Origin of the sequence: Catellatospora tritici, assembly GCF_019083965.1 — a bacterium.
Classification (GTDB): Bacteria; Actinomycetota; Actinomycetes; order Mycobacteriales; family Micromonosporaceae; genus Catellatospora; species Catellatospora tritici.
On record NZ_JAHRCY010000010.1, the window covers coordinates 114,749 to 140,181 of the forward strand.

The 25,433-nt window shown below is 72.2% G+C and carries 23 protein-coding genes and 1 riboswitch; of the genes, 9 read left to right on the top strand and 14 right to left on the bottom strand.

The features are described from left to right. Position 1 precedes the first annotated feature (1 nt). From KUA19_RS23105 to KUA19_RS23125, 5 genes are all read right to left on the bottom strand, one after another. Positions 2–763: a nucleotidyltransferase domain-containing protein gene (locus tag KUA19_RS23105; RefSeq protein WP_217398850.1), complete on the bottom strand. Its 762-nt coding sequence runs from the start codon at positions 761–763 to the stop codon at positions 2–4. Then, complete coding sequence (locus KUA19_RS23110) at positions 760–2,253, bottom strand: outer membrane protein assembly factor BamB family protein (RefSeq protein WP_254550003.1); 1,494 nt, start codon at positions 2,251–2,253, stop codon at positions 760–762. The genes KUA19_RS23105 and KUA19_RS23110 overlap by 4 nt, the downstream gene beginning before the upstream one ends. 45 nt (positions 2,254–2,298) lie before the next feature. Then, positions 2,299–3,009, bottom strand: coding sequence for a nucleotidyltransferase domain-containing protein (locus KUA19_RS23115; RefSeq protein ID WP_217398854.1), 711 nt, complete (start codon positions 3,007–3,009; stop codon positions 2,299–2,301). 119 nt (positions 3,010–3,128) lie between these two features. Beyond that, a complete protein-coding gene (gene mgrA, locus KUA19_RS23120) occupies positions 3,129–4,133 on the bottom strand; it encodes an L-glyceraldehyde 3-phosphate reductase (protein ID WP_217398856.1) in 1,005 nt (334 codons plus the stop codon). Positions 4,134–4,355: 222 nt separating this feature from the next. Then, complete coding sequence (locus KUA19_RS23125; protein WP_217398858.1) at positions 4,356–4,940, bottom strand: hypothetical protein; 585 nt, start codon at positions 4,938–4,940, stop codon at positions 4,356–4,358. A 214-nt stretch (positions 4,941–5,154) separates the two neighbouring features. Here KUA19_RS23125 and KUA19_RS23130 point away from each other — a divergent pair, with 214 nt between their 5' ends. The 8 genes from KUA19_RS23130 to gcvP all read left to right on the top strand — a co-directional run bounded on the left by KUA19_RS23130 (position 5,155) and on the right by gcvP (position 13,465). Further along, a complete protein-coding gene (locus KUA19_RS23130; RefSeq protein WP_217398860.1) occupies positions 5,155–5,397 on the top strand; it encodes a hypothetical protein in 243 nt (80 codons plus the stop codon). Between the two features lie 259 nt (positions 5,398–5,656). Continuing rightward, on the top strand, positions 5,657–6,313 hold the full coding sequence (locus KUA19_RS23135; RefSeq protein ID WP_217398862.1) for a hypothetical protein: 657 nt from the start codon (positions 5,657–5,659) through the stop codon (positions 6,311–6,313). Between the two features lie 71 nt (positions 6,314–6,384). Then, positions 6,385–6,852 (top strand): NUDIX domain-containing protein, encoded by a 468-nt coding sequence (locus KUA19_RS23140; RefSeq protein ID WP_308167591.1) that lies wholly within the window; start codon positions 6,385–6,387, stop codon positions 6,850–6,852. 126 nt (positions 6,853–6,978) lie between these two features. Further along, positions 6,979–7,947, top strand: a complete 969-nt coding sequence (locus KUA19_RS23145; protein ID WP_217398864.1) for a zinc-binding dehydrogenase — start codon at positions 6,979–6,981, stop codon at positions 7,945–7,947. 312 nt (positions 7,948–8,259) lie between these two features. Next, positions 8,260–8,487: a hypothetical protein gene (locus tag KUA19_RS23150; protein ID WP_217398866.1), complete on the top strand. Its 228-nt coding sequence runs from the start codon at positions 8,260–8,262 to the stop codon at positions 8,485–8,487. A gap of 53 nt (positions 8,488–8,540) precedes the next feature. Next, complete coding sequence (locus tag KUA19_RS23155; protein ID WP_217398868.1) at positions 8,541–9,068, top strand: SigE family RNA polymerase sigma factor; 528 nt, start codon at positions 8,541–8,543, stop codon at positions 9,066–9,068. Beyond that, positions 9,065–10,339, top strand: coding sequence for a WD40 repeat domain-containing protein (locus KUA19_RS23160; RefSeq protein WP_217398870.1), 1,275 nt, complete (start codon positions 9,065–9,067; stop codon positions 10,337–10,339). The genes KUA19_RS23155 and KUA19_RS23160 overlap by 4 nt, the downstream gene beginning before the upstream one ends. 132 nt (positions 10,340–10,471) lie before the next feature. Continuing rightward, positions 10,472–10,563: riboswitch (glycine riboswitch) on the top strand. 97 nt (positions 10,564–10,660) lie between these two features. After that, positions 10,661–13,465: an aminomethyl-transferring glycine dehydrogenase gene (gene gcvP, locus KUA19_RS23165; protein WP_217398872.1), complete on the top strand. Its 2,805-nt coding sequence runs from the start codon at positions 10,661–10,663 to the stop codon at positions 13,463–13,465. 115 nt (positions 13,466–13,580) lie between these two features. Here gcvP and KUA19_RS23170 read toward each other — a convergent pair whose 3' ends face one another. Beyond that, entirely contained in the window at positions 13,581–13,778 is a 198-nt protein-coding gene (locus tag KUA19_RS23170; protein WP_212829021.1) for a DUF5999 family protein, read from the bottom strand. Between the two features lie 179 nt (positions 13,779–13,957). On the opposite strand from KUA19_RS23170, the gene KUA19_RS23175 reads away from it, so the two are divergent. After that, positions 13,958–15,169, top strand: a complete 1,212-nt coding sequence (locus KUA19_RS23175; protein WP_217398875.1) for a chorismate-binding protein — start codon at positions 13,958–13,960, stop codon at positions 15,167–15,169. A gap of 111 nt (positions 15,170–15,280) precedes the next feature. Here KUA19_RS23175 and KUA19_RS23180 read toward each other — a convergent pair whose 3' ends face one another. The 8 genes from KUA19_RS23180 to KUA19_RS23215 form a co-directional block, all read right to left on the bottom strand. After that, positions 15,281–16,942 (bottom strand): substrate-binding and VWA domain-containing protein, encoded by a 1,662-nt coding sequence (locus KUA19_RS23180; protein WP_217398877.1) that lies wholly within the window; start codon positions 16,940–16,942, stop codon positions 15,281–15,283. Between the two features lie 270 nt (positions 16,943–17,212). Further along, entirely contained in the window at positions 17,213–18,364 is a 1,152-nt protein-coding gene (locus KUA19_RS23185) for an alanine racemase (RefSeq protein ID WP_217398879.1), read from the bottom strand. Next, positions 18,354–19,976, bottom strand: coding sequence for an IucA/IucC family protein (locus KUA19_RS23190; protein WP_217398881.1), 1,623 nt, complete (start codon positions 19,974–19,976; stop codon positions 18,354–18,356). The genes KUA19_RS23185 and KUA19_RS23190 overlap by 11 nt, the downstream gene beginning before the upstream one ends. Then, complete coding sequence (locus KUA19_RS23195; RefSeq protein WP_217398883.1) at positions 19,976–21,535, bottom strand: IucA/IucC family protein; 1,560 nt, start codon at positions 21,533–21,535, stop codon at positions 19,976–19,978. Before KUA19_RS23195 ends, KUA19_RS23190 begins: the two co-directional genes overlap by 1 nt. Positions 21,536–21,693: 158 nt before the next feature. Beyond that, a complete protein-coding gene (locus KUA19_RS23200) occupies positions 21,694–22,560 on the bottom strand; it encodes an EamA family transporter (RefSeq protein WP_217398885.1) in 867 nt (288 codons plus the stop codon). A gap of 361 nt (positions 22,561–22,921) precedes the next feature. Further along, the gene (locus KUA19_RS23205) at positions 22,922–23,692 is read right to left on the bottom strand and encodes a sulfite exporter TauE/SafE family protein (protein WP_217398887.1); all 771 of its coding nucleotides are present in this window, start codon (positions 23,690–23,692) and stop codon (positions 22,922–22,924) included. A 309-nt stretch (positions 23,693–24,001) separates the two neighbouring features. Next, complete coding sequence (locus tag KUA19_RS23210; RefSeq protein WP_217398889.1) at positions 24,002–25,003, bottom strand: sporulation protein; 1,002 nt, start codon at positions 25,001–25,003, stop codon at positions 24,002–24,004. Between the two features lie 123 nt (positions 25,004–25,126). Continuing rightward, entirely contained in the window at positions 25,127–25,429 is a 303-nt protein-coding gene (locus tag KUA19_RS23215) for a GNAT family N-acetyltransferase (protein ID WP_217398891.1), read from the bottom strand. Positions 25,430–25,433: the final 4 nt, after the last annotated feature.

Here is a 25,433-nt window from a genome sequence, read left to right on the forward strand (position 1 = left end):
GCTACGCGCCCAGGCGGGCGCGGACGACCAGGTCGTGCAGGGCGTCGGCGGCGGTCGGCTGGGCCGGTAGCTTCGCGTCGGCCTTGGCCTGGTTCAGTTGCTCGCGCAGCCGGGCCGTGTCGGCCAGGATCCGGTCCGGGCCGGGCAGGCCCTGGTCGGCGCCTAGTGGGCGGTGCTCGCCCTCGCGCTTGGCCGCGATCAGATCCGGCACGTATGGCAGGTCGCAGTCGCCGTAGAGCAGGGTCAGGTCGGCCCGCACCGTGCCGGTGCGCATCAGGTGCAGGCCGGTGCACAGCACCCGCAGCAGGTAGAGCGCGGGTTTGAGCTTGCCGGTCTTGGCGAACAGCAGCTGCGACGAGGTGGCGAAGCCGAGGTAGTGGTCGGCGTAGCCGGTCGAGAGGCAGCCGGGGACCAGCGACAGCAGTTCGGCGTGCACCTCGGAGGTGTGGATCACCAGCGGGGAGGTGACCTGCTCGAGTACGTCGCCGCTGCGGCGCAGCAGCAGGCGGCAACTCTTGGCCAGGTCATGGGTGACCAGGTCCAGCTCCACCCCGTCGCGGTCGCCGGTGTGCGACAGCGTCTCCGGGCCGTGGCGCAGGCCGACCAGTTCGCGCGGCGGCAGCAGATGCGCGCCGCGCAGGTCGACGTCGGAGTCGACCGAGGCGAAGCCGTAGAGGTGGGCGCCGCTCACGGTCGCGAAGATCATCGGGTACGGCTGCTCGGCGACCACGTCGCCGGTCCAGGTGGGCACGATCGTGGTCATCGCAGCGCCAACGCGTGCAGGTAGCCGCCCCGGGTGCCGACGTAGATCGTCCCGTCCCACACCGCCGGGGTGGACTCGATGCAGGCGCCGGGCCTGGTCTGCCACAGCGGCTTCGGCGCGACCGTGGTGTCGGCGACGTCGAACGCGTGCAGGTAACCCTGGCTGCAGTCGCCGATGACCAGGACGTCGTCCACGATCACCGGCGAGCCGTGGCCCATGCCCGGCACGTGGTATCGCCAGCGCACGGCACCGGTGGCCCGGTCCACGCCGACCAGGTAGCCCGTGTGCGTGCCCCAGACGACGATGTCCTTGTGCAGCGCGACCGTGCTGTAGACGCCCCCGGGATTCGTGTTGTGATCGTCGATCTTCCACACCACCGGGTCGTCGGGCTTGCTCGGGTCCAGCTTCATCATCTGGCCCATCTCCTTCGACCTCTTGTTGCCCTTCTCATACTGCGAACCGACGTACAGCATCCCGTCGCTGTCGGAGACGATCGACGCGTCGGTGTCGTCGCCGGTCCAGAAGCGCAGCGTACGGGTGGGCATCCGGCCCTCCTTCAGCCCACTGATGTCCCACCCCTGCACCAGCCCCGCCGAGTTCGCGAAGTAGATGGTGCTGCCGGTGACGTTGACCGAGTTCTCGATCGACACCGTGTCGTGTCCGGCGTCCCTGAGCAGCTGCGCGTCCCAGCCCGGGGTGTGCCAGACCAGCTTCGGCGCGACCGTGACCTTGCCGTTGGCGTCGTAGCCCCGGTTCAGCTTCACGATGTGGAACTGGCTGTTCTCGCCGCCCTCGAACAGGTAGTCGTCGATGATGATCGGCGAGCTGTCCCAGTCGTTGTTCCACATCACCGGCTTCACGTCATACGCCGAGAGCTTCCACAGCTCGACCGGCTTGGCCCGGTCCATGGCGATGACGCGGAAGTAGTTGTCGCGCGAGCCGGAGTACAGCAGCGGGAAGCCGTCCGGGTCGACGCTGACCGAACCCTTGATGATGTCGCCGGTGGGGAAGTCTGGCAGGATCCGCGCGCCGGTCCTCCCGTCCACGAAGTGCAGGTTGCCGTCGTACGCGCCGAACACCACCCAGGTGCGGCCATCGCGCTCGAACACCGACGGCTGCCCGGTCCAGCCCATGCCGCACCACAGCCGCACCCCGTGCTCGTCGCTGGAGTTCTTGCACATCGGCTGGTTCGGGAACTTCCACCGCTGCGCGGGCTTGGCGCGGGGCATCGGCCCGGTGCCGTAGAAGGTGCGCGTCGGGTTGCCCCGGAAGGTGAGCAGCCCCTTGACCTTGTCGCCCCACGGCTTGCCCGCCAGCGCCGGATCGGACCAGCCCGCGAACGCCGCCGGGGCCGGGGTCGGCACCGGCACCGCCGATCCGCTCGGCGCGGGCACGAACGCCGGTTCGGGCGGCGCCGTGTCGCACGCGGACACGGCGAATGCCAGCAGGGCTGCGGCGAGCAGGGAGAATCGGCGGCCGACGGGTCGCATCACCGCGTAAGTATCGATGACATCGAGCCGTTGCCGATCATCGATTCAGTTCGGCCGAGCTGCCGGTTCGGCCGAGGCCAGCCCCTCCTCGCGTACCCCCGCCAGGAACGTGTCGATCGCGGCCCGGTCCGGCTCGACCGGCAGCGCCGGCGCGGCGGCCGCGGCCGACAGCCGCTCCGTGCGCTCCTGGGCCATCTCCCGCACCCGCTCGAACGGCAGCTCGCCGCGCTTGACCGACAGCAGCAGCTCACGCTCGTCCCGCACGTCCACCAGCACCTGCCCGGTACGCAGCACGTGCGCGCCCGCCCGCAGCAGCCGCAGCATGTGCATCGCCTGCTTCCAGCGCACCTCGCCGGTGCGCTCGAAGTGGTTGGTCAGCTTCGCGAACTGGTCGGCGGCGTAGCGTCCGTACGTGTCGGCGGCCCGCTGGGACAGGAACGCCTCCCGCACCGCCAGCAGCCGCTGCCCGGCCGGGGTGATCCGCTCGACCAGCGGCGACCACAGGCACTCCAGCACGGTCGGGTTGGCGGTCAGCGCGAGCGCGCACAGCCGCTCCACCTCCCACGAGAACTCCTCGTGGCGCGGGCCCTCGACGTGGGTGGGCGGCTTGTCCAGGTGCCAGAACAGGCGGGTCGGCGCCGCGTACACGCCCCGGCGGTCGGTGTCGGAGTCCGGCCCCTCCAGCCCGTACGCCCGCGACCCGACCACCACCGACAGGATCGTGTACCGCTCGACCAGCCCATGCCCCGCGTCCATGCCCGGCAACTCGGCTGACCTTGGCCTTGGCCGACCTTGGCCGACCTTGGCCGCGCGGCGGGGCGGCGGCGCGGCGGGGTGGGGCGGCGGCGCGGCGGCGCGGCGGGGCGGGCGTGCCGTCAGGCGATCTCGGCCTCGGTGGCGAAGCGGTCGATCTCGGCCAGTTCGGCGTCGGTGAAGGACAGGTTGTCCAGGGCGGCGACGTTGTCCTCCAGCTGCTTGACGCTGGAGGCGCCGATGACCAGCGAGGTCATCCGCTCGTCGCGCAGCGCCCAAGCCAGTGCCAGCTGCGCCAGCGACTGCCCGCGCCCGGCCGCGACCGCGTTCAGGCCCTCGACCTTGGCCCGGTTGCTCGGCGTCAGCGCGTCCTCGTTGAGGAACCTGCTGGTCCGGATGCGCGAGTCGGCCGGCACCCCGTTCAGGTAGCGGTCGGTGAGCAGGCCCTGCGCCAGCGGCGAGAACGCGATGCAGCCCGCGCCGACCTCTTCGAGGGTGTCGAGCAGGCTGTCCCGCTCGGTCCATCGGTTGATCATCGAGTACGACGGCTGGTGGATCAGCAGCGGCGTGCCCAGGTCCTTGAGGATCGCCGCCGCCCGGCGCGTCTGCTCCGAGGTGTACGACGAGATGCCCACGTAGAGGGCCTTGCCCGCGCGCACCGCCGCGTCCAGCGCGCCCATCGTCTCCTCCAGCGGAGTGTCCGGATCGAAACGGTGCGAGTAGAAGACGTCGACGTAGTCCAGGCCCATCCGCTTCAGCGACTGGTCCAGCGAGGCGGTCAGGTACTTGCGCGAACCCCACTCGCCGTACGGGCCCGGCCACATGTCGTACCCGGCCTTGGTCGCGATGACCAGCTCGTCGCGGTACGGCTTCAGGTCGGCGGCCAGCATCCGGCCGAAGTTCTCCTCGGCCGCGCCCGGCGGGGGGCCGTAGTTGTTGGCCAGGTCGAAGTGGGTGATGCCGAGATCGAAGGCGCGCCGGACGATCTCGGTCTGCCGCTGCCAGGGGCGCTCGTGGCCGAAGTTGTGCCACAGGCCGAGGGAGATCGCGGGCAGCTTCAGGCCGCTGCGTCCGGAACGGCGGTAGATCATCCGGTCGTACCGCTTCGGTTCTGCCACGTACGTCATGGAGATCAGCGTAGTGGCGGCGGATGCATCCGGTCCGCGGGCGTACGCACCAGCTGGCCGCACCAAGCCGACCCGCCGGCCGGGGAAACGTTCATGGGGGACGCCCCGACCACCTGGCTCCCATCCCCCGACGAACCAGCTCGCTGCTGCACGAGCGGCGGCGGCAGGCACGCCGGATGCGGTGCGTCGGCGTGCCTGCCCTCGAGAGACCTGCGGACGATGTCAGGTCGTGGTTCGCACCGTGAAATAGCACCAGGGCGCCCACGCCGACACCGCTGTGCCTTCTTCGGCGCGCACGCGCCATCGGTATTCGCCGTCGCTCAGGACGCCGGCGGGCACCGTGTAGGCCAGGACGTAGTCGCTGAAGCGCGGGGCCAGCACGTTCAGGAAGGCTTCCCCGTCAGGTTGGGCGATCTCGAACCTCCCGCGCACGTCGGGGTATGGCTTCGACGGGCCGGGGTAGCTGCCGTCCGCCTCCGTTGGCGACGCCGCGAGTGCCGGAGTCAGACTCGTCGACACCGGGTGCCCGGCCGCGCAGAACTGGTTTCCATCGTAGGGATAGGACGACAGGCGCAACGTGTCCGGCACGCCAGGACCGGTCGGGACGGGGGTCGGGCTCATGGTCGGCGACGTCGTGGGGGCGGGGCTCGGACCGGCCGTCGGTGACGCCGTCGGATGCGGCTTGGGCGGCTTGCGGAGCGGCATGCCCTGTGCGGAGGACATGACGGCGAGCCCGAGCGCGAGCGGCACGCAGAGCACCGCTGCGCGTCGCGCCCACACCAGTGGCGATGCGCCGGTTGAGAGCATGATGAATCCCCGTTTCGGAAGAGTTCTGCGTCAAAGCCTTTCTGGCTCCTCTGCCAGTCCACAAGAGAAATCCGCCGACGTCAGCTCGGGCCGCGGCATCGTAAGCGAACGTTAAGAATGACCTCCAGCCGCGTGCTGGTCCCCGGCGACGGTCCGATGCCGACTCCACAGCGCCTCGACCCGACGCCACACGGCTGGTCGCTACCCTGGTCGTGTGCTTCGCGATCTTTGGTACCTGACGACGACCGACCTGCCCCCGCAGGCGGCGCACCCACTGCCCACCGGCGGCATCGCGCCCCTCGGCCTGGTCCTCGCCCTGATCGGCGGCTTCCTGCTGTGGCGCTCGGCCCGCCCGTCGAATCCGTCGGCAGGCGAGGAGCGGCGCGGTGGCGTGGCGTTTCTCGTCCTCGGCTGCCTGGTCGCCGCCTTCGGCCTCCTGAAACTCGCCCTCGCCTGACCCCCGCCCGACCCTGCCGCGCGCGGGCGGCCGGGTGCGGGCGGCAGTTTCGGGGAAAGTGCAGAAATCTTGGCCGCGTCACGTGCAGTTTCCCCGAAACCGCACGACAGGCCTCACGCGCGGCGTGACCGGCGGCGGGCGTGAGGCTCACGGCCGGTGACGGGCACCTGACATCGGGCGACGTATCAGCCGGCTTCCACCAGGTCTCTTGTCCTACGTCTGGGTTCCACCCGGAACCGTCGAGCCGAGGAGGCCTGCCATGACCAGTCCCTACAACTCCGACGACGAGTCGGACGCCGAGCCGGAGTACGCCAACTACGCCTACAACTGCACCAAGTGCGACCGGGTCCGGGTCCTCACCCTGGACGAGGAGGGCCGCCGCAGCGCCAAGACCTGCCCGCAGTGCGAGGCCAAGATGGTCTGGTACAAGGACGACGATGCCCTGAGCAGGTTCCACACCTGCCTCATCGTGACCTGCTCGAACTACCTGAACACGGTGGCCACCGGCGACACGGGCGGCCGGTGCGACGGCGACCGCACCGACAAGAAGGGCGCCTGCAACAAGAAGCTGGAGGTGCTCACGGAGGAGATCGTCCAGGCGCTGCCGGACTCGACGATCGTGGACGAGGACGAGGGCGACCCCAAGCCGGTGCGGCAGCTCAAGGCGCTGACCCAGCAGTCCAACGCCTGGGTCAAGGGTTCGGGCAGCCACCACCGCTCCACCAGCGGTGCCCACACCAGTTCCGCGCGGGAGAAGCACTCGGCCGCCTCGGGCTCCAAGGACAAGGTGCGCGACCGGTTCATCGAGAACCTGGAGGGCCTGATCGCCGAGGTCGGGGGCCTGACGGCGACGACCTCCTCGACGAAGGCGGTCAAGGAGGGCAAGGCGGCGGTCGCCGCGCTGAACAGCAAGTAGGCAGCCGCGACACCTTGTGGGCTGTGCCGTCGGCGCAGCCCACGAACCGCCCGCCGCAGTACGCTGACGCGGTGACATGGGTCGATCCTGAGATCTGGTATCAGAGTCTGCCGACGTTCCACGCCTCCGCCAGTGCCCTGGTCACCGATGCCGATGACCGGATCCTGCTGGTCAAGGCGACCTACCGTGACCACTGGTCGTTTCCCGGCGGGATCGTCGAGGCGGGCGAGCAGCCGCACACGGCCGCCACGCGCGAACTGGCCGAGGAGGCCGGGCTGTCCGCCGAGGTGGGGATGCTGCTGCTGGTGGACTGGGCGGCCCCGCAGGGACCCCGCTCCCGGGCCATGGTGCACTTCCTGTTCGACGGCGGCACCGCCACCGCCGACGTGTCCGCCGGAGACCCAGAGGAGATCGCCGAGCTGGGCTTCTTCCCGCCGGAGGTCGCCGCGCGACTGCTCGCCGAGAACTCCGCCCGGCGCCTGTCCGCTGCCCTGGCCGCCCGCCGCGCGGGCCGCACCGTCTACCTGCCCCGCCACTGATGCCGGCGGCATCCGTGAGCCGCCAAGCGCCGCTTGACCTCAAGCGCGATTGAGGTTTTAGCGTCGGCGGCGGGCACCCGGCGTCACTCGCCGGGTGACACGGCTTGCGACACCCCGAGGAGCACCATGCGCGCCATCCGCCAGTACGAGTTCGGTCCGGCCGAGAACCTGCTGTTCGAGCAGGTGCCCGACCCGAGGCCGGGCGACGGCCAGGTGGTGGTCCAGGTCGAGGCGGCGGGCGTACACCTCATCGACACGAGCATCCGCGGCGGCGGCCGTACGCCGTTCCCGCTGCCGAGCCTGCCGATGACGCCGGGTCGCGAGGTCGCGGGCCGGGTGGTCGAGACCGGGCCGGGGGTGGACCCGAGCCGGCTGGGCCGCCGCGTGGTCGCGCATCTCGGCCTGACCAGCGGCGGGTACGCCGAGCGCGCCGTCGCCGCCGCCACCGCCCTGCACGAGATCCCCGACCACCTGTCCGCACAGACCGCCGTCGCGATGATCGGCACCGGCCGCACCGCCGTCGGCGTGCTCGACCGCGCCGCCCCCACCGGCGCCGACGCGGTACTGGTCACCGCCGCCGCGGGCGGTCTGGGCACCCTGTTCGTGCAGGCCGCCCAGCGCGCGGGCGCGTACGTGGTCGGCGTCGCGGGCGGCCCGGCCAAGGTCGAGCAGGTGCTGCGCAACGGCGCCGACGCGGCGCTCGACTACACCGAGGCGGGCTGGCCGGAGCGGGTGCGGGCCGCGCTGGGGGAGCAGCGGCTGACGCTGGTCATCGACGGGGTCGGCGGTCAGGCCGGGCGGGCCGCGCTGGAGTTGCTGGCGCCGGGCGGGCGCTTCGTCATCTGCGGGTGGTCGTCGGGGACGGCCACCGAGATCACCACGGCTGACCTGTACACCCGGGGGATCACGGCCAGTTCCGCCCTCGGCCCGGGGATGGTCCGCCCGCTGCGTGACCTGGAGGAGCAGGCGCTGCGCGAGGCGGCTGAGGGCTGGTTCACCCCGCTGGTCACCGAGTTCAAGCTGGCCGACGCCGCGGCGGCGCACCGGGCGCTGGAGAGCCGCGCGACGGTCGGCAAGGTCGTCCTGCTGCCCTGATCTCGTGCCGGGACGCGTCGCGTCCGGACGTGGGCGACGCTCAGCAGCTCGCCTGGTCCGGCGCAGCCCGCGTTCGACGTGATCGACGTGGCTCCACAACCTGCCGGTGCCCGCGCCGACCTCGAGGACGGCGCCGGACAGCGGCAGCCGCTCGCTGAGCCAGGAGAACCAGTCCTGCGGATTGGTGCCGTGGGCGTGCAGGGCGATGCGGGCGTCGAGGTTGCCGGTCGTGGTCGCGTACTGCCTCGTGGCGTGGGCGGACGGCGTCACGGTCACGCCGGATGGTAGACGGACTTCGTCTGCTGTGCTGACATGACCATCGCGGCTCGACGGCGCGGTGTCACCGGCTTCGACCTGGCGCGACGCCGCCTGGCGGGGTCCTGCCAGGCGCCGTGGACGCCATTGGCGGGGTACCGCTCAGGCGCCGGGTGCGGGCGGCAGGCGATGCCGGTCTCCGCCGGGCAGGCGGCCTTGACCTTGTACGGCGGCTCCGGCATGATCCATCTCCCCATGGTCTCGGAGGTCGGCGCGAACAGCTGAAATCGGTTCCCTCCAAACCACTGCGGGCCGGCGTCTGGTTAGGGGGAGGTGCCGTGGACACAGCGGAAGCGCGGACGTCGTTCGAGGAGTTCGTGGCTGCGCGCTCAGTCGCGCTCGGCCGGACGGCGTACCTGCTCACCGGGCACCGGCATGACGCTGAGGATCTGCTGCAGGCGGCGCTGGCCAGGGCTGCGGTGCGGTGGTCCCGGCTCGACGACGCCGAGGCCTATGTGCGGCGAGTCCTCTACACCCAGTCGGTGTCGAGGTGGCGCCAGCTGCGCCGTAGGCCGCCCGAGCTGCTGACCGACCAGCCACCGCACCTGGCGGCGCCCGAACCGGATCGCGAGACCCGGGTGGTGCTCGACCTCGCGCTGCGCCGACTGACACCGAAACAGCGCGCGGTCCTGGTGCTGCGTTTCTACGAGGACCGTAGCGAGTCCCAGACCGCGGAGCTTCTCGAGTGCTCCGTCGGAACGGTGAAGAGCCAGACCCGCCACGCGCTGGCCCGGCTGCGCGAACTCAATCCGCAACTGGCGCAGCTGATCGACGGACGGCTGCCGCAGGAGGTGACGGTCCGATGACCGCAGCGCTGCGAGATGCCCTGCACCAGGTCGCCGACGACTCGCCGCCGGTACAGGTCGCCACGGGTCTGTTCGACCGGGCGCTACGCGCACGACGCCGTCGGCGGCTGGCCGGCCTGGCGGCCGCCGTCGCCCTGGCGAGCAGCGTGATGATGGGCGCCCAACTCCCCGTACGACCGCATCCGGTCGCCTCCGGGGACACCATCGAACAACTGCCCGCGCTCATCGTCCAGGCACCCACGTGGACGGCCGACATCGAACACGCCCCGCTGCCCCGGGTCCTGGTGGCATTCGACGGCGATATCTACAACGAGTACATGCCCGATGAGAGCACCGGGGACGGCGGGCCCCACCCCATCGGGCCGCTGACGCTGGTCGGCCCGCGTGACCAGTACCGCAGCTTCGACCTGTCCCGGGCCGACGCGCCGTGGGACGGGACGGTGCTGCTGTCGCCGGACGGGCGATACGTCATGACCGGCCACGCCGGGCGCACCCAGCTCCTCGACGTGACGACGGGCCGGAGCCGCATGCTGGAGGCGGGTTCGCCGCTGGCCTTCTCGCCGGACGGCCGCCAGGCGGTGCTCGTCCACTGGGACCGCTCCGGGTACCCGGTGAGCGGCGAACTCCGCGTGGTGGCCGTCCCGACCGGCGAGGTCGCCTGGTCGGCACCGCTGGCGGACGGACCGCTGCCCCGGGAGGTGGACGCCGCCCTGTCGCCGGACGGGTCGACGTTGGCGGTGCAGCGGCATGGCGACTTCTACACGTACCGGCGCGGCGTCGGTGTCGGCTGGCACCGTACTCTTGACGGCGAGCTGGCCGGGCAGCTCGCCTGGACCCCCGACGGTAAGAGCATCGCCGCCAACGACGGTTTTCTGTGCCTGGTGGACGCGAAGACCGGCGCGACGGGTCGGTGTATCTCCTGGCAGTCCATGCTGCCGCGGATGCCCGTGCGGGAGCAGACCTTCGGCCCGACCACCGTCCTGGCCTGGGAGGGCGATGTCCCGATCATCGCGCTGCCCAGGGACGTGGTACGGATGACCGAGGTGCCGGAACTCCTGATGCGGACCCCGCGGGGGACAGGCGCCCTCGCTGTTTCGACCAGCCGGGTCAGCTGGAACCCGCGACAGCCGGGTCCGCCGGATCCGGGGCCGGCGATCGACCGCTTCCGCCCGCTGATAGACGGTGCAGGACTGGTGGTCGGGGGCCTGGTCCTGGTGTACGCCGTCGTCCGGCTGCGCCGACGTGCGCGCGGCCGGAGTTCCAGGGCGTAGCGCAGCTTAGGGTCCTGGACCGCCGCCCGTGGCCGGTGCGGCCCCTGGGGCTGGACGGATCTGCGGGACGCGTGGCAGTGGCCCAGATTACGGTGCCTGCCCAGGGGCTCCTGGTAGCGTGATCCTTGCCGGCACACCCGTGTGGGAGAGTCCGCGCGCGAGCGCGGCGCCGAAGGGGCAATTCCTCCCCGGAACCTCTCAGGCACCCGAACCGTACGGGCATGGCGACTCTGGAGCTCAGGCGCGACCGCCGGGGCGGGACCCGCGGGTCTCGCCTGCGACAGAGGGGGAGGGCTTAGGTCCTCGACCCCGGAGTCTCATATGAGTGCTTTCGTCGAACGTCACATCGGTCCCGGCTCCGCCGACACCGAGCGAATGCTCAACGCCATCGGGTACTCCTCGATCGAGGAGCTGATGGACGCGGCCATCCCCGAGGTGATCCGCTGGCACGGCACCCTGGACCTGCCCGCCGCCGCCACCGAGGCTGAGACCCTGGCCGAGCTGCGCGCGCTGGCCTCCCGCAACTCGGTGCTGACCTCGATGATCGGCCTGGGCTACCACGGCACGCACACCCCCGGCGTGATCAAGCGCAACGTGCTGGAGAGCCCGGCCTGGTACACGGCGTACACGCCGTACCAGCCGGAGATCTCGCAGGGGCGTCTGGAGGCGCTGCTCAACTTCCAGACCATGGTCACCGACCTGACCGGGCTGACCACCGCCAACGCCTCGATGCTGGACGAGGGCACCGCCGCCGCCGAGGCGATGACGCTGGCCCGCCGCTCGGCCAAGAGCAAGAGCAACGTGTACGTGGTCGACGCCGACGCGCTGCCGCAGACCATCGACGTGATCACCACCCGCGCCGAGCCGCTCGACATCGAGGTGCGCGTGCTCGACCTCGACACCGACGAGCTGCCCGCCGAGTTCTTCGGCCTGCACCTGCAGTACCCGGGCGCCTCCGGCGCGCTGCGCGACCACGCCGAGCTGATCGCCACCGCGCATGCCCGCCAGGCCCTGGTCGCGGTCGCCGCCGACCTGCTCGCGCTGACCGTGGTCCGCGCCCCCGGCAGCATCGGCGCCGACATCGCCTGCGGTTCGGCCCAGCGCTTCGGCGTGCCGATGGGCTTCGGCGGCCCGCACGCGGGTTACCTGGCCGTACGCGCCGGACTGGAGCGCTCGCTGCCCGGCCGCCTGGTCGGCGTCTCCAAGGACATCGACGGCACCCCGGCGTACCGGCTGGCGCTGCAGACCCGTGAGCAGCACATCCGTCGCGAGAAGGCGACCAGCAACATCTGCACCGCGCAGGTGCTGCTCGCCGTCATGGCCAGCATGTACGCCGTCTACCACGGCCCCGACGGCCTGCGCGGCATCGCCCGCCACGCCCACGGCGCGGCCGTACGGCTGGCCGACTCGCTGCGCGCGGGCGGGATCGAGCTGGCGCACGGCGCGTTCTTCGACACCGTGACCGCCGTGGTGCCGGGCCGGGCCGACGAGGTCGTCGCGGCCGCCGCCGCGTCGGGCGTGAACCTGCGCCGCGTGGACGCCGACCGGGTCGGTGTGGCCTGCGACGAGACCACCACCGTGGTCCACCTGCGCGCGGTCGCCGCCGCGTTCGGGGTGGAGCTGGCCGCCGCGTCGACGGAGTCGGCGATCCCGGCCGGGCTGGCGCGTGACACCGAGTTCCTGACCCACGAGGTGTTCCGCACCCACCACTCCGAGACGGCGATGCTGCGCTACCTGCGCCGCCTGTCGGACCTCGACTACGCGCTGGACCGGGGCATGATCCCGCTGGGCTCGTGCACCATGAAGCTCAACGCCACCACCGAGATGGAGGCGGTCACCTGGCCCGAGTTCGGGCAGATCCACCCGTTCGCCCCGGCCGACCAGACCGCGGGCTACCGCGAGTTGATCGCGCAGCTGGAGGGGTGGCTGGCCGAGGTCACCGGGTACGACGCGGTCAGCGTGCAGCCCAACGCCGGTTCGCAGGGCGAGCTGGCAGGCCTGCTGGCGATCCGGGCGTTCCACCGCGCCAACGGTGACGAGCACCGGGACGTGTGCCTTATCCCGTCGAGCGCGCACGGCACCAACGCGGCCAGCGCCGTGATGGCGGGCATGCGCGTGGTCGTGGTGGCCTGCGACGACTCCGGCAACGTGGACCTGGTGGATCTCGACCGGGCGATCGACAAGCACCGCGACGCCCTCGCCGCGATCATGGTGACCTACCCGTCGACCCACGGCGTGTACGAGACCGGCATCGCCTCCCTGTGCGCCAAGGTGCACGAGGCGGGCGGTCAGGTGTACGTCGACGGCGCGAACCTGAACGCGCTGGTCGGCTTCGCCAAGCCGGGCAAGTTCGGCGCGGACGTGTCGCACCTGAACCTGCACAAGACGTTCTGCATCCCGCACGGCGGCGGCGGCCCGGGTGTCGGCCCGGTCGCGGTGCGCGCGCACCTGGCCCCGTTCCTGCCGGGCACCAAGGATGTGACGGCGATCAGCGCGGCGCCGCACGGCAGCGCCTCGATCCTGCCCATCCCGTGGGCGTACCTGCGGATGATGGGGCCGGACGGCCTGGCGGCCGCGACCGGCACCGCGGTGCTGGCGGCCAACTACGTCGCGGCCCGGCTGCGTGAGCACTACCCGGTCCTGTACAGCGGCAACAAGGGCCTGGTCGCGCACGAGTGCATCCTCGACCTGCGGCCGATCACCAAGGCGACCGGCGTGAGCGTCGACGACGTGGCCAAGCGCCTGATCGACTACGGCTTCCACGCCCCGACCATGTCGTTCCCGGTGGCGGGCACCCTGATGGTGGAGCCGACCGAGAGCGAGGACCTGGCCGAGCTGGACCGGTTCGTGGAGGCGATGATCTCGATCCGCCGCGAGATCGGCAAGGTGGGCTCAGGTGAGTGGCCCGCGGATGACAACCCGCTGGTCAACGCGCCGCACACGGCGTCGATGGTGACCGGGGACGAGTGGGCCCACGCGTACCCGCGCAGTGTCGCGGCGTACCCGGCGCTGTCGAGCGCGTCGGAGCGGGCGGGCAAGTACTGGCCGCCGGTGCGCCGCATCGACGGCGCGTACGGGGACCGGAACCTGGTCTGTTCGTGCCCGCCGCCGGAGGCGTTCGCCTGATCGGCGGGCGAGAATTCCCCCGCGTCGCGCCGGCCTGGGCACTGCCTCGGGCCGGCCGGCGTGGCGGGGACGGCGGCAGCTCTGCCGCCTGGGTGAGGGCCTTAGGGTGAGACCGTCAGGCCATGGCGTGCACCGCGGGACCGCGGTGCGGGGCGACGCTCGACCCGTCGGGGAGCAGCTCGCCGGTGTCCTCGAAGACGATGACGCCGTTGCAGAGCAGGCTCCAGCCCTGCTCCGGGAACGAGGCCACCACCTTGGCGGCATCGTGGTCGATGGCGTCTGCGGACGGGCACTGCGGTTGGTGCTGGCACAACATCTCGGGGTTCTCCGCGATTCGGTTAGGGGTGAGGGCGTGGTTGCTCGGTCTGAGCTGAACCGGCGCCGGTGTGCGGTCGATCACATGAACAGTGACGCACGCTACCAAGCCGAACGAGCCTTTTACGAGCAGGTAACGCTGGGCGTTTTCATTTATCAACCGTTCGGACGAGACGAATGAAGCCGGTCGGTCTATACCCCACCCATGGTCCGGCCAGGGACATCCCCGGCATTCCGGCCTCGTGCCGTGACCAGGCGTGGGAACGCTCCCGGTTCGAGTGGCGCGTGGGCGACCCCGGCGATCCAGCCGCCCTTGTCGAAGCTTTTCTGTCCCGTCATAACCTTATTGTGAATGATCTGTCCGGTAGGTGTTCTTCGGAAGTGCCCGATCCGGAACACGACATCTGCGGCGCGGCACTTTTCGTCTCCGCCGCGGGCGGGGCGGTGCTGGCGGGCGGCGCTCTGGGCGCGCCCAGCCCCGTACCCGCGGTCCCGGATGTGGTCGCGGTGGTTTACGAGCACTCCGCCACCGTACGCCCGCAGAGCGAACCGGACGCCCCGTCCGGGCAAACGGACGGCGACTGGCGGTTGGGGCCTTGGCGGCCCTCCTGGACCCCCGCGGCGCACGCCGCAGCGGTGGAGCAGGTGCGCGCTTCGATCGCTCGCGGCGACGTATACCAGGTCAACGTGGTCGGCCACGCCTCGGCCCCCTACGCCGGGGACCCGCTGCCCGCGCTGCGGCGGCTCACCCGGCTGGCCGGTGCCCGGTACGCCGGAATCCTGCGCGGGGACGGCTGGGCGATCGGCTGCGGCTCGCCCGAGACGCTGCTGCGGGTGCGCGACGGCGAGGCGCTGACCCGCCCCATCAAGGGCACCGCCCCGGCCACCGAGGCCGGGCGGGCCGAACTGCTCGCCTCGCCGAAGGAGCGGGCCGAGCATGTCATGATCGTCGACCTGATGCGCAACGACCTGTCCCACGTCGCCGTCACCGGATCGGTGCGGGTGCCGCGGCTGTTCGCGCTGCGCCCCTGGTGCGACCTGTGGCAGGCTGAATCGGACGTGACCGCGCGGATCCGGCCCGGGACCGGGCTGGCCGACCTGTTGCGCGCGGTCTGCCCCGGCGGCTCGGTCACCGGGGCGCCCAAGCTCGCCGCGCTCGCCGAGATCGCCCGGCTGGAGCCGGTGGGGCGGGGCGTGAGCATGGGCGCGCTCGGCTGGATCGGCCGCGACGGCATCGACCTCGGGCTGACCATCCGCACCGCCGCCGTCGACGAGGGTTTGGTGCACGTCTGGGCCGGTGGCGGCATCACCATCGACTCCGACCCCGCGGCCGAGGTGGCCGAGGCCGCCGCGAAGGCGGCCCCGGTCCGCGCCGCCCTACGCGGCTGACCCGCGCCCCCGGTGGGCACCCAGGACGCAGGGGGCCGAAGCGTTGGGAAGGGCCCCTGCTACATCGCAGTGCGATGAGAAGGGGCCCTTCCTTTCTTCGGGCTGGTGGGGTCAGCTCGCGTCGAAGATGGCGCTCATGAGGACCTTGCCGATGTCGTACGACCGCTCGGAGCTGTAGGTGTTCACCCCGGTCGCGGCGCTGATCTTGGCGAGGGCCGCGCTGTTCTGCGGCTTGCCCAGTGCGATCGTCACGACCTTGACCGGACGGCTCTGATCCGCGCCCTTGATCTTCGCGGTGAGCTCGTCCAGCTTCAGGCCCTGCAACTGGTCGTCGTCAGCACCGTCGGACAGCAGCACGATCATGTTGGTGGCGTCGGGCACGTACTTCTTCTGCATGGTCTGGTACGCCGCCCAGACCGTGTCGTACATGCCCGTGTTGCCGCCCGGCTCCAGCTCCTTGAGCTTCGACACCAGCGTGTCGCGCCGGGAGGCGGTCGCCCCGTTGGCGTCGAGGTCGTCGTCGAGCTTGCCGACCGGCACCACCTCGCGGTAGGCCTTGGTGCCCGACTGCTGCGACGAGAAGACCCACAGGCCGACCTGCGCGTCGTCGCCGAACAGCTCGATCGCCGCGCCCGCGCCCGCCTTGGTCAGGTCCAGCTTGGTCATGCCGGTGCCGCGCACCACGCCGCCCATGGAGCCGGACACGTCCAGCACCAGCAGCATGTTGGTGGGGCGGGTCAGCGCGGTCCAGGTGTTGACCGTCTGGGTGATCGACTCGCTCAGCAGCACGCCGCCGGGCAGCGCGGTCAGCTTGCCGATGACGCCGTTGTTCTGGGTCAGCTTCGGGCCGGGGACGCGGTTGGAGTCGCGGTAGCCCAGCGACTGCACCTCGGTCCGGGCCGGCTCCTCGCGCAGGTACTGCAGGAAGGCCTGGGCGGCGGCGCTGCGCTCGGGGTTGGTCCACGCCGCGTTCTTCAGCACCAGGTATGGATTGTCCGCCTCGGTGGTGGCGTTCTGCGGGTAGACGGCCACCAGCGGCAGGTCCGGGTGGGCGTCGTTGTGCCGCACGATGTCCTGCTCCAGGGCCGGGAACGCGGTCAGCGTCTTGCCCTGGCCGGCGACGTACTCGGCGAACAGTTCCTCGGTGGTGTTCTTGTACACCGCCAGGCGCTGCTCGAGCTGGAACACCCGGCCCAGCTCGGTGGCGTCGACCTCGGTGTTGTCGTCGGCGTCGATGATCGCCGACAGCGCCAACAGGCCCGCGGTCGAGGTGGCCGGGTTGCTCATACCGATCTTGACGGACTTGTCCTGCGCGAGCTTGTCGAGCAGGTCCTTCCAGTCGAGCTTGGTGTTCGGCCAGTTCAGCTGCTCGGCCGACGCCCGCGGCATCGCGATCACGACGGGGGTGCGGGCGACGCTGGGCAGCAGGTCGGGCAGCAGGCGGTCGGCGGTCTCGCTGTTGGCGGCCGCCTTCTTCACCCAGGCGCTCGACGGCGGCACCCACACGTCCGGCGCCGGGCCCGACGCGGTCGGGTCCCAGTCGTGCGCCAGCGCCTCGACGGTGACCGAGGCCTCCTGCACGCCGATCGCGACCGAGGCGCACACGCCGTTGACCGACGGGTTGGTCTGCGCCCACTTGCCGGCCAGGTCCTGCAGCAGCGACGCGGTGCTGGGCGGGGCCACGATGGTGGCCTGGGTGCTGCCGGAGCAGGCGTTCTTGATGAGGTACACGTAGCCGATGGTCAGGCCGGAGCCGACCAGTACCAGTGCCATCGGGATGACGAGCCAGGGTGCGATCTTGCGGCGCCGGCCGCCACCGCGCCGGTGCGATCGGACCGCGGAGCTACGGCCGTTCGGCATCGGGGCCTCCGCAATAAAAAGGGGTGGGGGTGGGGGTGGAGCATGTGTCGAGAACCACGGGGGCGGTGCTGGACCGGGACAGTCTAGGACGTTGTCAAGCCGGGTCGAACAGCCCGGACCATCTCGTGATCATCCGATTCGCTGAGTACACGACGAGGTCACGCGGGGTTACCCGGAACCGGGTCAGAGCACCACGAAATCCGGCTCGGGATGACGCAGGAACGCGTGGTGCGAGATGTCCCAGCCGTACGCGCCGGTGCGGGCGAAGACCAGCACGTCCCCGACGCGCAGCCGGTCCACGTGCTGACCGCGGGCGAGCACGTCGCGGGGCGTGCACAGCTCGCCGACCGCGTCCACCGCCACATCCTGCACCTGCGGCCGGGGCCACGGGTACGGCCAGCGCTCGACCGGCAGCACCGTGCACGGGTGGCTGTAGCCCCACGCCGCGGGCAGCCGGAAGTGGTGCGTGCCGCCGCGCAGCACCGCGAACCAGCGGCCGTGCGTCTGCTTGAGGTCGAGCACCTGCGCCGCGTACCAGCCCGCGTCGGCGGCCAGCCACCGGCCCGGTTCCACCACCAGCTCCACCCCGGCGGGCACGTCGACCCGCAGCGCGGCCGGGTCGAACACGGCGTCACCGGTGTAGTCGACGCCGAATCCACCACCGGCGTTGACGCTGCGCAGCGCCACCCCGAACCTGTCGGCCACCAGCACCGACCAGTCCAGCGCCTCGGTGAGGAACCGGGCGTGCGCGGCGGCGTCGAGGTTGTTGGACACGGCGTGCAGGTGCCAGCCGGTCAGGTCGAGTCCGGGCAGCGTACGGGCCAGCGCCACCGCCTCCGGCAGTTGCGCCTCCTCGATCCCGAACGGGGTCGCCGCCCCGGCCATCGCGTGCGTGCCGGGCAGGCCGCCCTCGGCCCGGTTGACCCGCAGCGTGATCATGGCAGTCTGGCCGACCTCGCCCGCGAGCAGGCTGAGGCGGCGCAGCTCGTGCACGCTCTCCACGTTCACGGTCGCGCGCAGGCGCAGGGCGGTGGCCAGCTCGGCGTCGGTCTTGGCCGGGCCGCCGAACACGATCCGGCGGGCCCCGGCCGCCTCGGCCAGCGCCAGCTCGCCACCGGAGGCGACCTCCAGGCCGTCGCAGGCCCGCGCCGCCGCGCCGACCAGCGCCGGGTGCCCGTTGGCCTTGACCGCGTAGCAGACGGTCACGCCCGGCAGGGCGGCGCGCAGGCGGGCGACGCGGTCGGTGAGCACGGCCGGGTCGTACACGTACGCGCAGACCGGATCCGGTAGGGCGCGCAGCGCCTCGGCCACGCGCGGTGGCAGGTCAGCGGGCATGCAACGGATTCTGCACGGGCACGTGTACGTCCCCCGACCCGGCCAGCCGCATCCGGGTCAGCGCCTTGTGCGGCACCGTCGACGCGGTGTAGAAGGCGCGGTCGGGATGCCCGGCCAGGGCGTCGTCGACGATCCGGCGCACCACGGCCCAGGCGTCGTCCTCGGCCAGCCCGTGTGACTGACCCAGCCGCAGCACCACCTCGCCCAGGTGCGCCTGGAACGCCGTGTAGCCCACCTTCGCCAACAGCACCGCCTCGTCGGCGGTGCCGATGACCGACCCCGGCCACAGTTGGAGCCCGACCCCGGAGGCGGTCAGCCGGCCCAGGTGCACGCGCATCCCGGCCAGGTCGCGGATGCCCATGCGGTGCGGGACGCCGTCGCGGAACACCGGCACGCAGTTCTGCAGGTGCGCCTCCAGGCCGATGCCGTGCCGGGCGGCCAGGCGCAGCACCGGGGGCAGCAGCAGCTCGGCGTACTCGGTGAGGAAGCCCAGCGCCGCCGTTCGCGGCGCGGTGCTGCCGCGGGTGCGGGCGTACCGGTCGACCAGGCCGGACAGGACGGTGGCGCCGCTGACCGGGTCCAGGGCCGCCAGCGCGCTGCCGGGGACCGGCTCGTCACCGGGTTCGAGCAGGTCGCCGAGGCCGTCGCGGACGATGGTGCTGAGCTGCCGGGAGTCGCCGACCAGCCCGGCGGTGCCCGCCGGTTCGGTCATCAGCAGCAGCCGCTCGCCGTCCGGGTCACCGTCGAGCAGGCCGCTGAGCACCGTGGACAGGGCCGGGCCGTTGCGGGTCGAGGCGACGGAGATGGTGCGCCGGGTCGAGGTGACCTGGATGTCCAGGGACAGCTTCAGGTACGCCGCCGGGCCGGGCCGGTTGGTCAGCAGCACGGTGCGCAGCGCCGCCGTCGGCAGTGCGGGCAGCACCGGGTCGAGCACCCGCAGCGTGCCGTCGGTGAACAGCTCCGGCGACCGTCCGCGCAGGTGCCGCAGTTGCCAGATGTGCACCGGCAGCACCCGGCGCCCCGGCGGCGCCGCCACGCCCAACCGCTCGTCGAGGTCGTCGCCGAGCACCAGCTCCGGCGGCGCCGCGACGAAACCGACGGCGGTCGACTCGGTCTCCAGGTCGTGCGCGATCATGTCGGCCGCGCCCCAGCCCAGCCGGGTCCGCCCGCACGGGTGCAGGTTGTGGCCCTCGGTGGCCAGCCGTTCCAGCCGGGCCACCCGCTCGTCCGGGTCGAGGTCGGCCAGCAGTGCGGGCAGGTCGGGCAGCCCCAGCGCGGCGGCGGCCGCGCGGTGGCCGGGGTCCTGCAGCGCGCGCCGGGCGTACGCCAGGGCCAGCCCGTGCACCGCGCTGTCCAGCTCGGCCCGCAGCCCCGCGTGGTCCACCAGCGACAGCGGGTCGTCGGCGACCGGGCCGAGCACGACCCGGTCGAAGCCGTGCACCGGGCCCCGGAAACGCAGCCGCGCGTCGCCGATGTCCTCCCGCCACAGCGCCTCGGCCAGCCGGGTCGCCACCGCCGACCGCGCCCGCGGCAGTGCGTCGCGGTATCCGTCGAGCAGGTCCGGGGCGATCCCGGCCAGCTCGGCGGCCATCGAGCCGTCGAGCGTGCGCATCACTGCGCCAACGGGTTCGGCAGCGCGGCCCACACGTCGGCCAGCGGGTCGTCGGCCAGTCGCATCGCGGAGGTGGCCTTCAACGGCAGCGGCTCGCCGAGCACCGCGCGGGCGTCGGCGGCCGCCCCGGGCGGCAGATTGTCGTAGACCGCCTCGACCCGGTCGCGGACCAGCCGCCACAGGGCCGCCGGGTCGACGCCGTACTCCCGGGAGACGGTGGCGATCGGCTCGCCCAGCGCGACCGCGATGCCGGAGGCCAGCACCTTGGCGCGCAACTGCGCCGGGTCGTCGGTGGCCAGGTCGCCGTGCAGCACCGGGGCGTCCACGCCGTGGCGGCGCAGCCGCTGCGGGCTGACCCGGATGCCGCCGATGTCGCGGTACGACAATCCGGTCGGTCGCCCGTGGCTGAGCGTGACCAGCAGGTTCTGCCCGTGCGCCTCCAGGGCGACGCCCCGGTGCAGCAGGGTCAGCAGCACCGGTGCGATCAGCGCGGCCAGGTCGGCGACGAACCCGGCCGGATGGCCGCCGTAGCCCAGCGTCACCGCCTCGCACAGCAGTGGCCGCCCGTCGTTCGGCGAGGGCGCCGACAGCGCCGCCACCGGCAGGATCACCTCGTTCGGGCCGGGCCGGGCGGCCCGGCGGGCCACCACGGCCAGGCTGCGCAGCGGCTGCCCGGACTCGTCGAGCACCGCGCCCGCGGCCAGCTCCGGCCACACCGTCAGGCCGAGGTCCGCCCCGAGCTGGGCCAGCAGTTTCGACACCACCGGGCCGTTGCGCACCGCGGCGGGGGAGACGATCCGGACCGCGCTGGTCATCTGCACGTCCACCGACGTCTTGTAGTGCCGGGTGGGATCGGCCACGGCCGCCAGCGTGCGCAGCGACATCAGCGGCCGGGCCGCGATCTTCTCGCCCGAGGGCTTCAGGAAGGGGTACGCCGACAGCACGTGCTCGCGCTGCCACGGGTGCACCGGCAGCCGTGGTGCCAGCCCCGCGCCGGTGGTCAGCCAGCGCTTGGCCGGGACGGTGAACACGTCCAGGGCCACCGTCGGCCGGTGCTCCGGGGCGTACGCCAGCGATTCGGCGGCGGACATGCCCAGCCGGGTGCGGCAGCACGGGTGCAGCGGATGACCGTCCACGACCGCCTGCTCCAGCACCGCCAGCCCGTCCGGCCGCCCGGCCAGCGCGGTCAGGGTCGGCTCGCCGCGCAGCGGGTACGGCTGGTTCGCGCGGGCCAGGGCGAGGTGGTCGACGCTGTCGGCGATCTCCTCGGCCAGGCGCAGCGGATGGCCGGGCAACTTCAGGGCGCGTAGCAGCGCGGCGGGGTCGTCGAACCGCTCGGTCTCCAGCGTGACGCGTAGACCCTCCGGGGCGACGGCGAACAGCTCAGCCATCGCGGCCGAACCCATCAGCCGCTGCCCGGAGGTCAGGGTGACGAGGATGTCGGAGCCGTACGCCCGGCGCTCCAGTACGCCCGGCAGCGGCTCGCGGACCAGGGCCCCCCACAGCCGCGCGAGCACCGCCGCGCGGGCGCCGGGGAGCGTGTCGTCGGTGCTCGGCACGGTGTTGATGGGAACCCCTCCCCGATGTTCTGGCGCGGCCGCGGCGACGGCTGGAGATCCAGTGTGGACCACGCCTGTCCGACCCGCTACCGGGTCGAAACCAGCCTAGCTTCTTAGGTTTGCCTAACCAATGTGACGCGCGGGCGGAGTGCTCCCGGTCACCGGTGTCCGCTCCGCTGCGCCCCGATCCCGGCCACCACCACCAGCGCCACGCCCAGCACCTGCAGCGGGGCCGGGGTCTGGCCCAGCAGCACCGCCCCGACCAGCAGTGCGAACGCGGGCTCCAGGCACATCAGCGTGCCGAAGGCCGCCACGTTGAGGCGACGCAGCGCGAGCAGCTCCAGCGCGTACGGCAGCACCGGCAGCAGCAGCGCCAGCCACGCCGCCTGCGCCACCACCGGCCCGCTCAACCCGCCCGCCGCCTGCGGGACCCCGAACAGCGCCGTCACCACCACCGCCGCGGGCATCGCCACCGCCAGCCCCTTGACCCCCTCGAACCGGTCCCCGACCCGCTGCGTCAACAGGATGTACGCCGCCCAGCCGACCGCCGCGACCAGCGCGAGCGCCACCCCGACCACCGACACGCCGCCGCGCCACGGCCGCGTCAGCGCCAGCACCCCCGCCAGCGCGAACACCGGCCACACCAGCCCCCACCGGCCGGTACGCCGCACCACCGCCAGCCCGAGCGGACCCAGGAACTCCAGCGCAACCGCCGTGGCCAGCGGGATGCGCGCGATCGCCTCGAAGAAAGCCACACTCATCACGGCGCTCACCGCGCCGAGCACCAGCGCGCCGACCAGGTCGGCGCGGCGCTGGGCACGCAGCCAACGCCACGTGGGGCGGGCGATCAGCCAGAACGCGACCGTCGCCCAGCACTGCCGCAGCCAGGCCGTGCCCGCCGGGCCGACCGCGTCGAACAGCCGCGTCGAGGCGGCCGCGCCCACCTGCACCGACAGCATCGACCCCAGGATCAACAGGACGGCCGGGCCGGAACCCGTCCGCCGCCCGGCCGGGCCCGACGCCATACCTCCCATGATCCCGTCCAACCCGGTCCACCGACCGCGATTCGGGCCGTCCCCGTCGCGAGCCGGGCCTGGAGTCGGCGGCTGGCTGCCCGCGCGGCTCGCGCGGCTCGCGCCGATGATCGCTGCCCCCGGTCACTTTCTCTTCTACAGGGCGACCTTTTGACCGACGGCCGCGATCATCGGCGAAAACGGCCTCGAAGATCGCGACTTCCGGTCAGATTGCTGTGTGGGCCGCGGGTCGAAAGTCACCTTCCGTCCGCGAACGCCGATCATCCGCGACGAAGGCCGCCGAAGATCGCGACCTCCGGTCACAACACTGCGCACGCGCAATCTCGATCACCGTTGGCGACGGGTTCGACGGTCAGGCGAACCACTGGTCGTAGGAGAGGCGGGCGATCAGGGCGAGCACCACCACCAGCAGCACGACGCGGACGAAGCCGGAGCCGCGTTTGAGGGCCAGCCGGGCCCCGAGCTGCGCACCGATGATGTTGCAGACCGCCATCGCCGCGCCGAGCGGCCACCACACATGGCCACCGATCGCGAAGACGACCAGCGCGCCGAGGTTGGTGCCCGCGTTGACCATCTTCGCCATGGCCGAGCCGTGCAGGAAGTCGGCGCCGATGACGGTGGTGAAGGTGAGCACCAGGAAGGTGCCGGTGCCGGGGCCGATCATGCCGTCGTACAGGGCGATCAGGCCGCCGGCCAGGGCGATCGCGATGGCGGCCCGGGTCCGGGTGCGCTTCTCCGGGTGGGCCACCACGCCGTTGTTCGGGCGGAATGTGACGAACAACGCGACGGCGACGAGGATGGCCAGCACTACCGGTCGGTACGCGTTCGGGGGCACCGAACCGGCGAACCACGCGCCGATGCCGGCGACGACCACGGCGATCGCGGCGGCGGGCCCAGCCACCCGCCAGTCGATCCGGGTACGCCGCGCGTACAGCACGGCAGCGCTGGAGGTGCCCGCGATGGCGGTCATCTTGTTCGTGCCCAGCACCGTGGCGACCGGCACGTTGGGCAGGCCGATCAGCAGGGCGGGCAGCAGCAGGAGGCCGCCGCCGCCGACCACGGCGTCCACCCAGCCTGCGGCGGTGGCGGCGGTCAGCAGCAGCGTGAGGGTGCCGGCGTCCATGAGGGGTGGCGGGGGGTCAGCGCTTGCCGCGCTGCATCGACAGCCACATGCCGGCGGCACCGATGGCTATGAAGACGAGCATGAAGCACAGGAGGGCCTTGAACACCCGGCAACATTAGCCGCTCCCGCGCGCCACTCCGGTCCCCCGCCCACGCCTGGTCGGGATGCGGTGATCCGCGCCTCGGTTTTGCGTTGACGCCGGCCCGGCACGGCGAAGGTGAGCCGAATCTTCGCCGTGGTAGGCCAGCGTCAATGCGGAAGTGGGTGGTTGGCTGTGGGGTGTGCCGTGGGTGGCCGGATGGGCCCCGCTCACTCCTCGAAGAAGCCGCCGTCGAAGTCGAAGACCTCTTCGGCGATCTCCCCGGCGACCATGCCGCCGAGGAAGCCCGCCGCGCCCGCGGCGACGACCGTGCCCATGCCGTACCCGTCGTGCCCGTGCGAACCGTGGCGACCGTGCCCATACCCGTGGCCGCCGTACCCGTGGCCGCCGTACCCGTGGCCGCCGTGACCGTGCTGGGGGTGGCCGTAGCCGTGGCTGGGGGCGTGGCGTTCCAGGGCCTGGCGGATCCAGCCGTCGATCACGGCGGTCCAGTCGGTACGCCCGACGTCGGCGTGGCTGACGTGGTGGCGGCTGAACGCGTCGTGCGACCCCATGAAGCCGCGCTTGTCGAACTCCAGCACCACGTCCATCCCGTGCGGGCCGGTGACGAAGGTCAGCTCCAGCTGCCGCATCCGGCCGCTGTACGCGGGCGACGGGTAGAACTCGATCTCCTGGTAGAACGGCAGCGTCTGGTGCACCCCGTGGATGCGGCCGCGCTCGAGGTCGGCGCGGGCGAACTGGAACCCGAGCCGGGTGAAGGCCTGCATGATCTCGGCTTGCAGCGGCAGCGGCTCGATCGCGACGGGGTCCAGGTCGGTCTTGTCCACGGCGTTGGCGACCGACAGCTCGGTGTGCACGCCCATGGTCATGCCGCGCAGCGGTGTGCCGTAGAACGCGGTGACCGGAGCCTCCCACGGGATCTCCAGCTGGAACGGCAGCACCTGGGTGGCGCCCGCGGCCAGGGTGAACGGGCCGGTCAGCCGTACGTGCTGGAACTCGACCGTGCTGCCGTACTCGCTGTCGCCGTGCTCGACCTCGACCCGGGTGACCAGGCCGATCGACACGTACTCGATGTGGTTGTCGCGTTCGCCGCCGCGGATGTGCACCTGGCCGGCGAGGGTGCCGCCGGGGCGCACCACCGGGGTGGACAGGACGGTGTCGACCGACGGGCCGCCGACGCCAAGCGCCGACAGCATCCTCTTGAAAACCACTGGTCCGCTTCTCCTCGTGTGCGTGCCGCGTTCTGATGCGGCTCGTACACATCTAGCAGACCCTGTCCACTGTCGCCCGGGTCACACCGGCACGCCCCAAGTGGCGTGCCGGTGCCAAACCGGTCAGGCGTGCTCGATGAGCGGCAGATACTCCGGGTGCTCGTGCACCCAGCGGCGGACGAACGAGCAGGCGGGCACGACGTGGACCTCGTCCTGCGCGGCGGCGGCCATGGCGGCGGCGACGAGCAGCCCGCCGATGCCGCGACCGCGGGCCTCGGGCTCGACCCCGGTGTGGTCGAAGACGATCATGCCGGGCTTGCGGTGGTACGTCAGCTCGCCGAGCCGCACACCGTCCTGGCGCGCCTCGTACCGGCTGCTCTCGGGCACCTCGACGACCTCGACCTCGGCCACGGGGATCTCCTTCACTTCC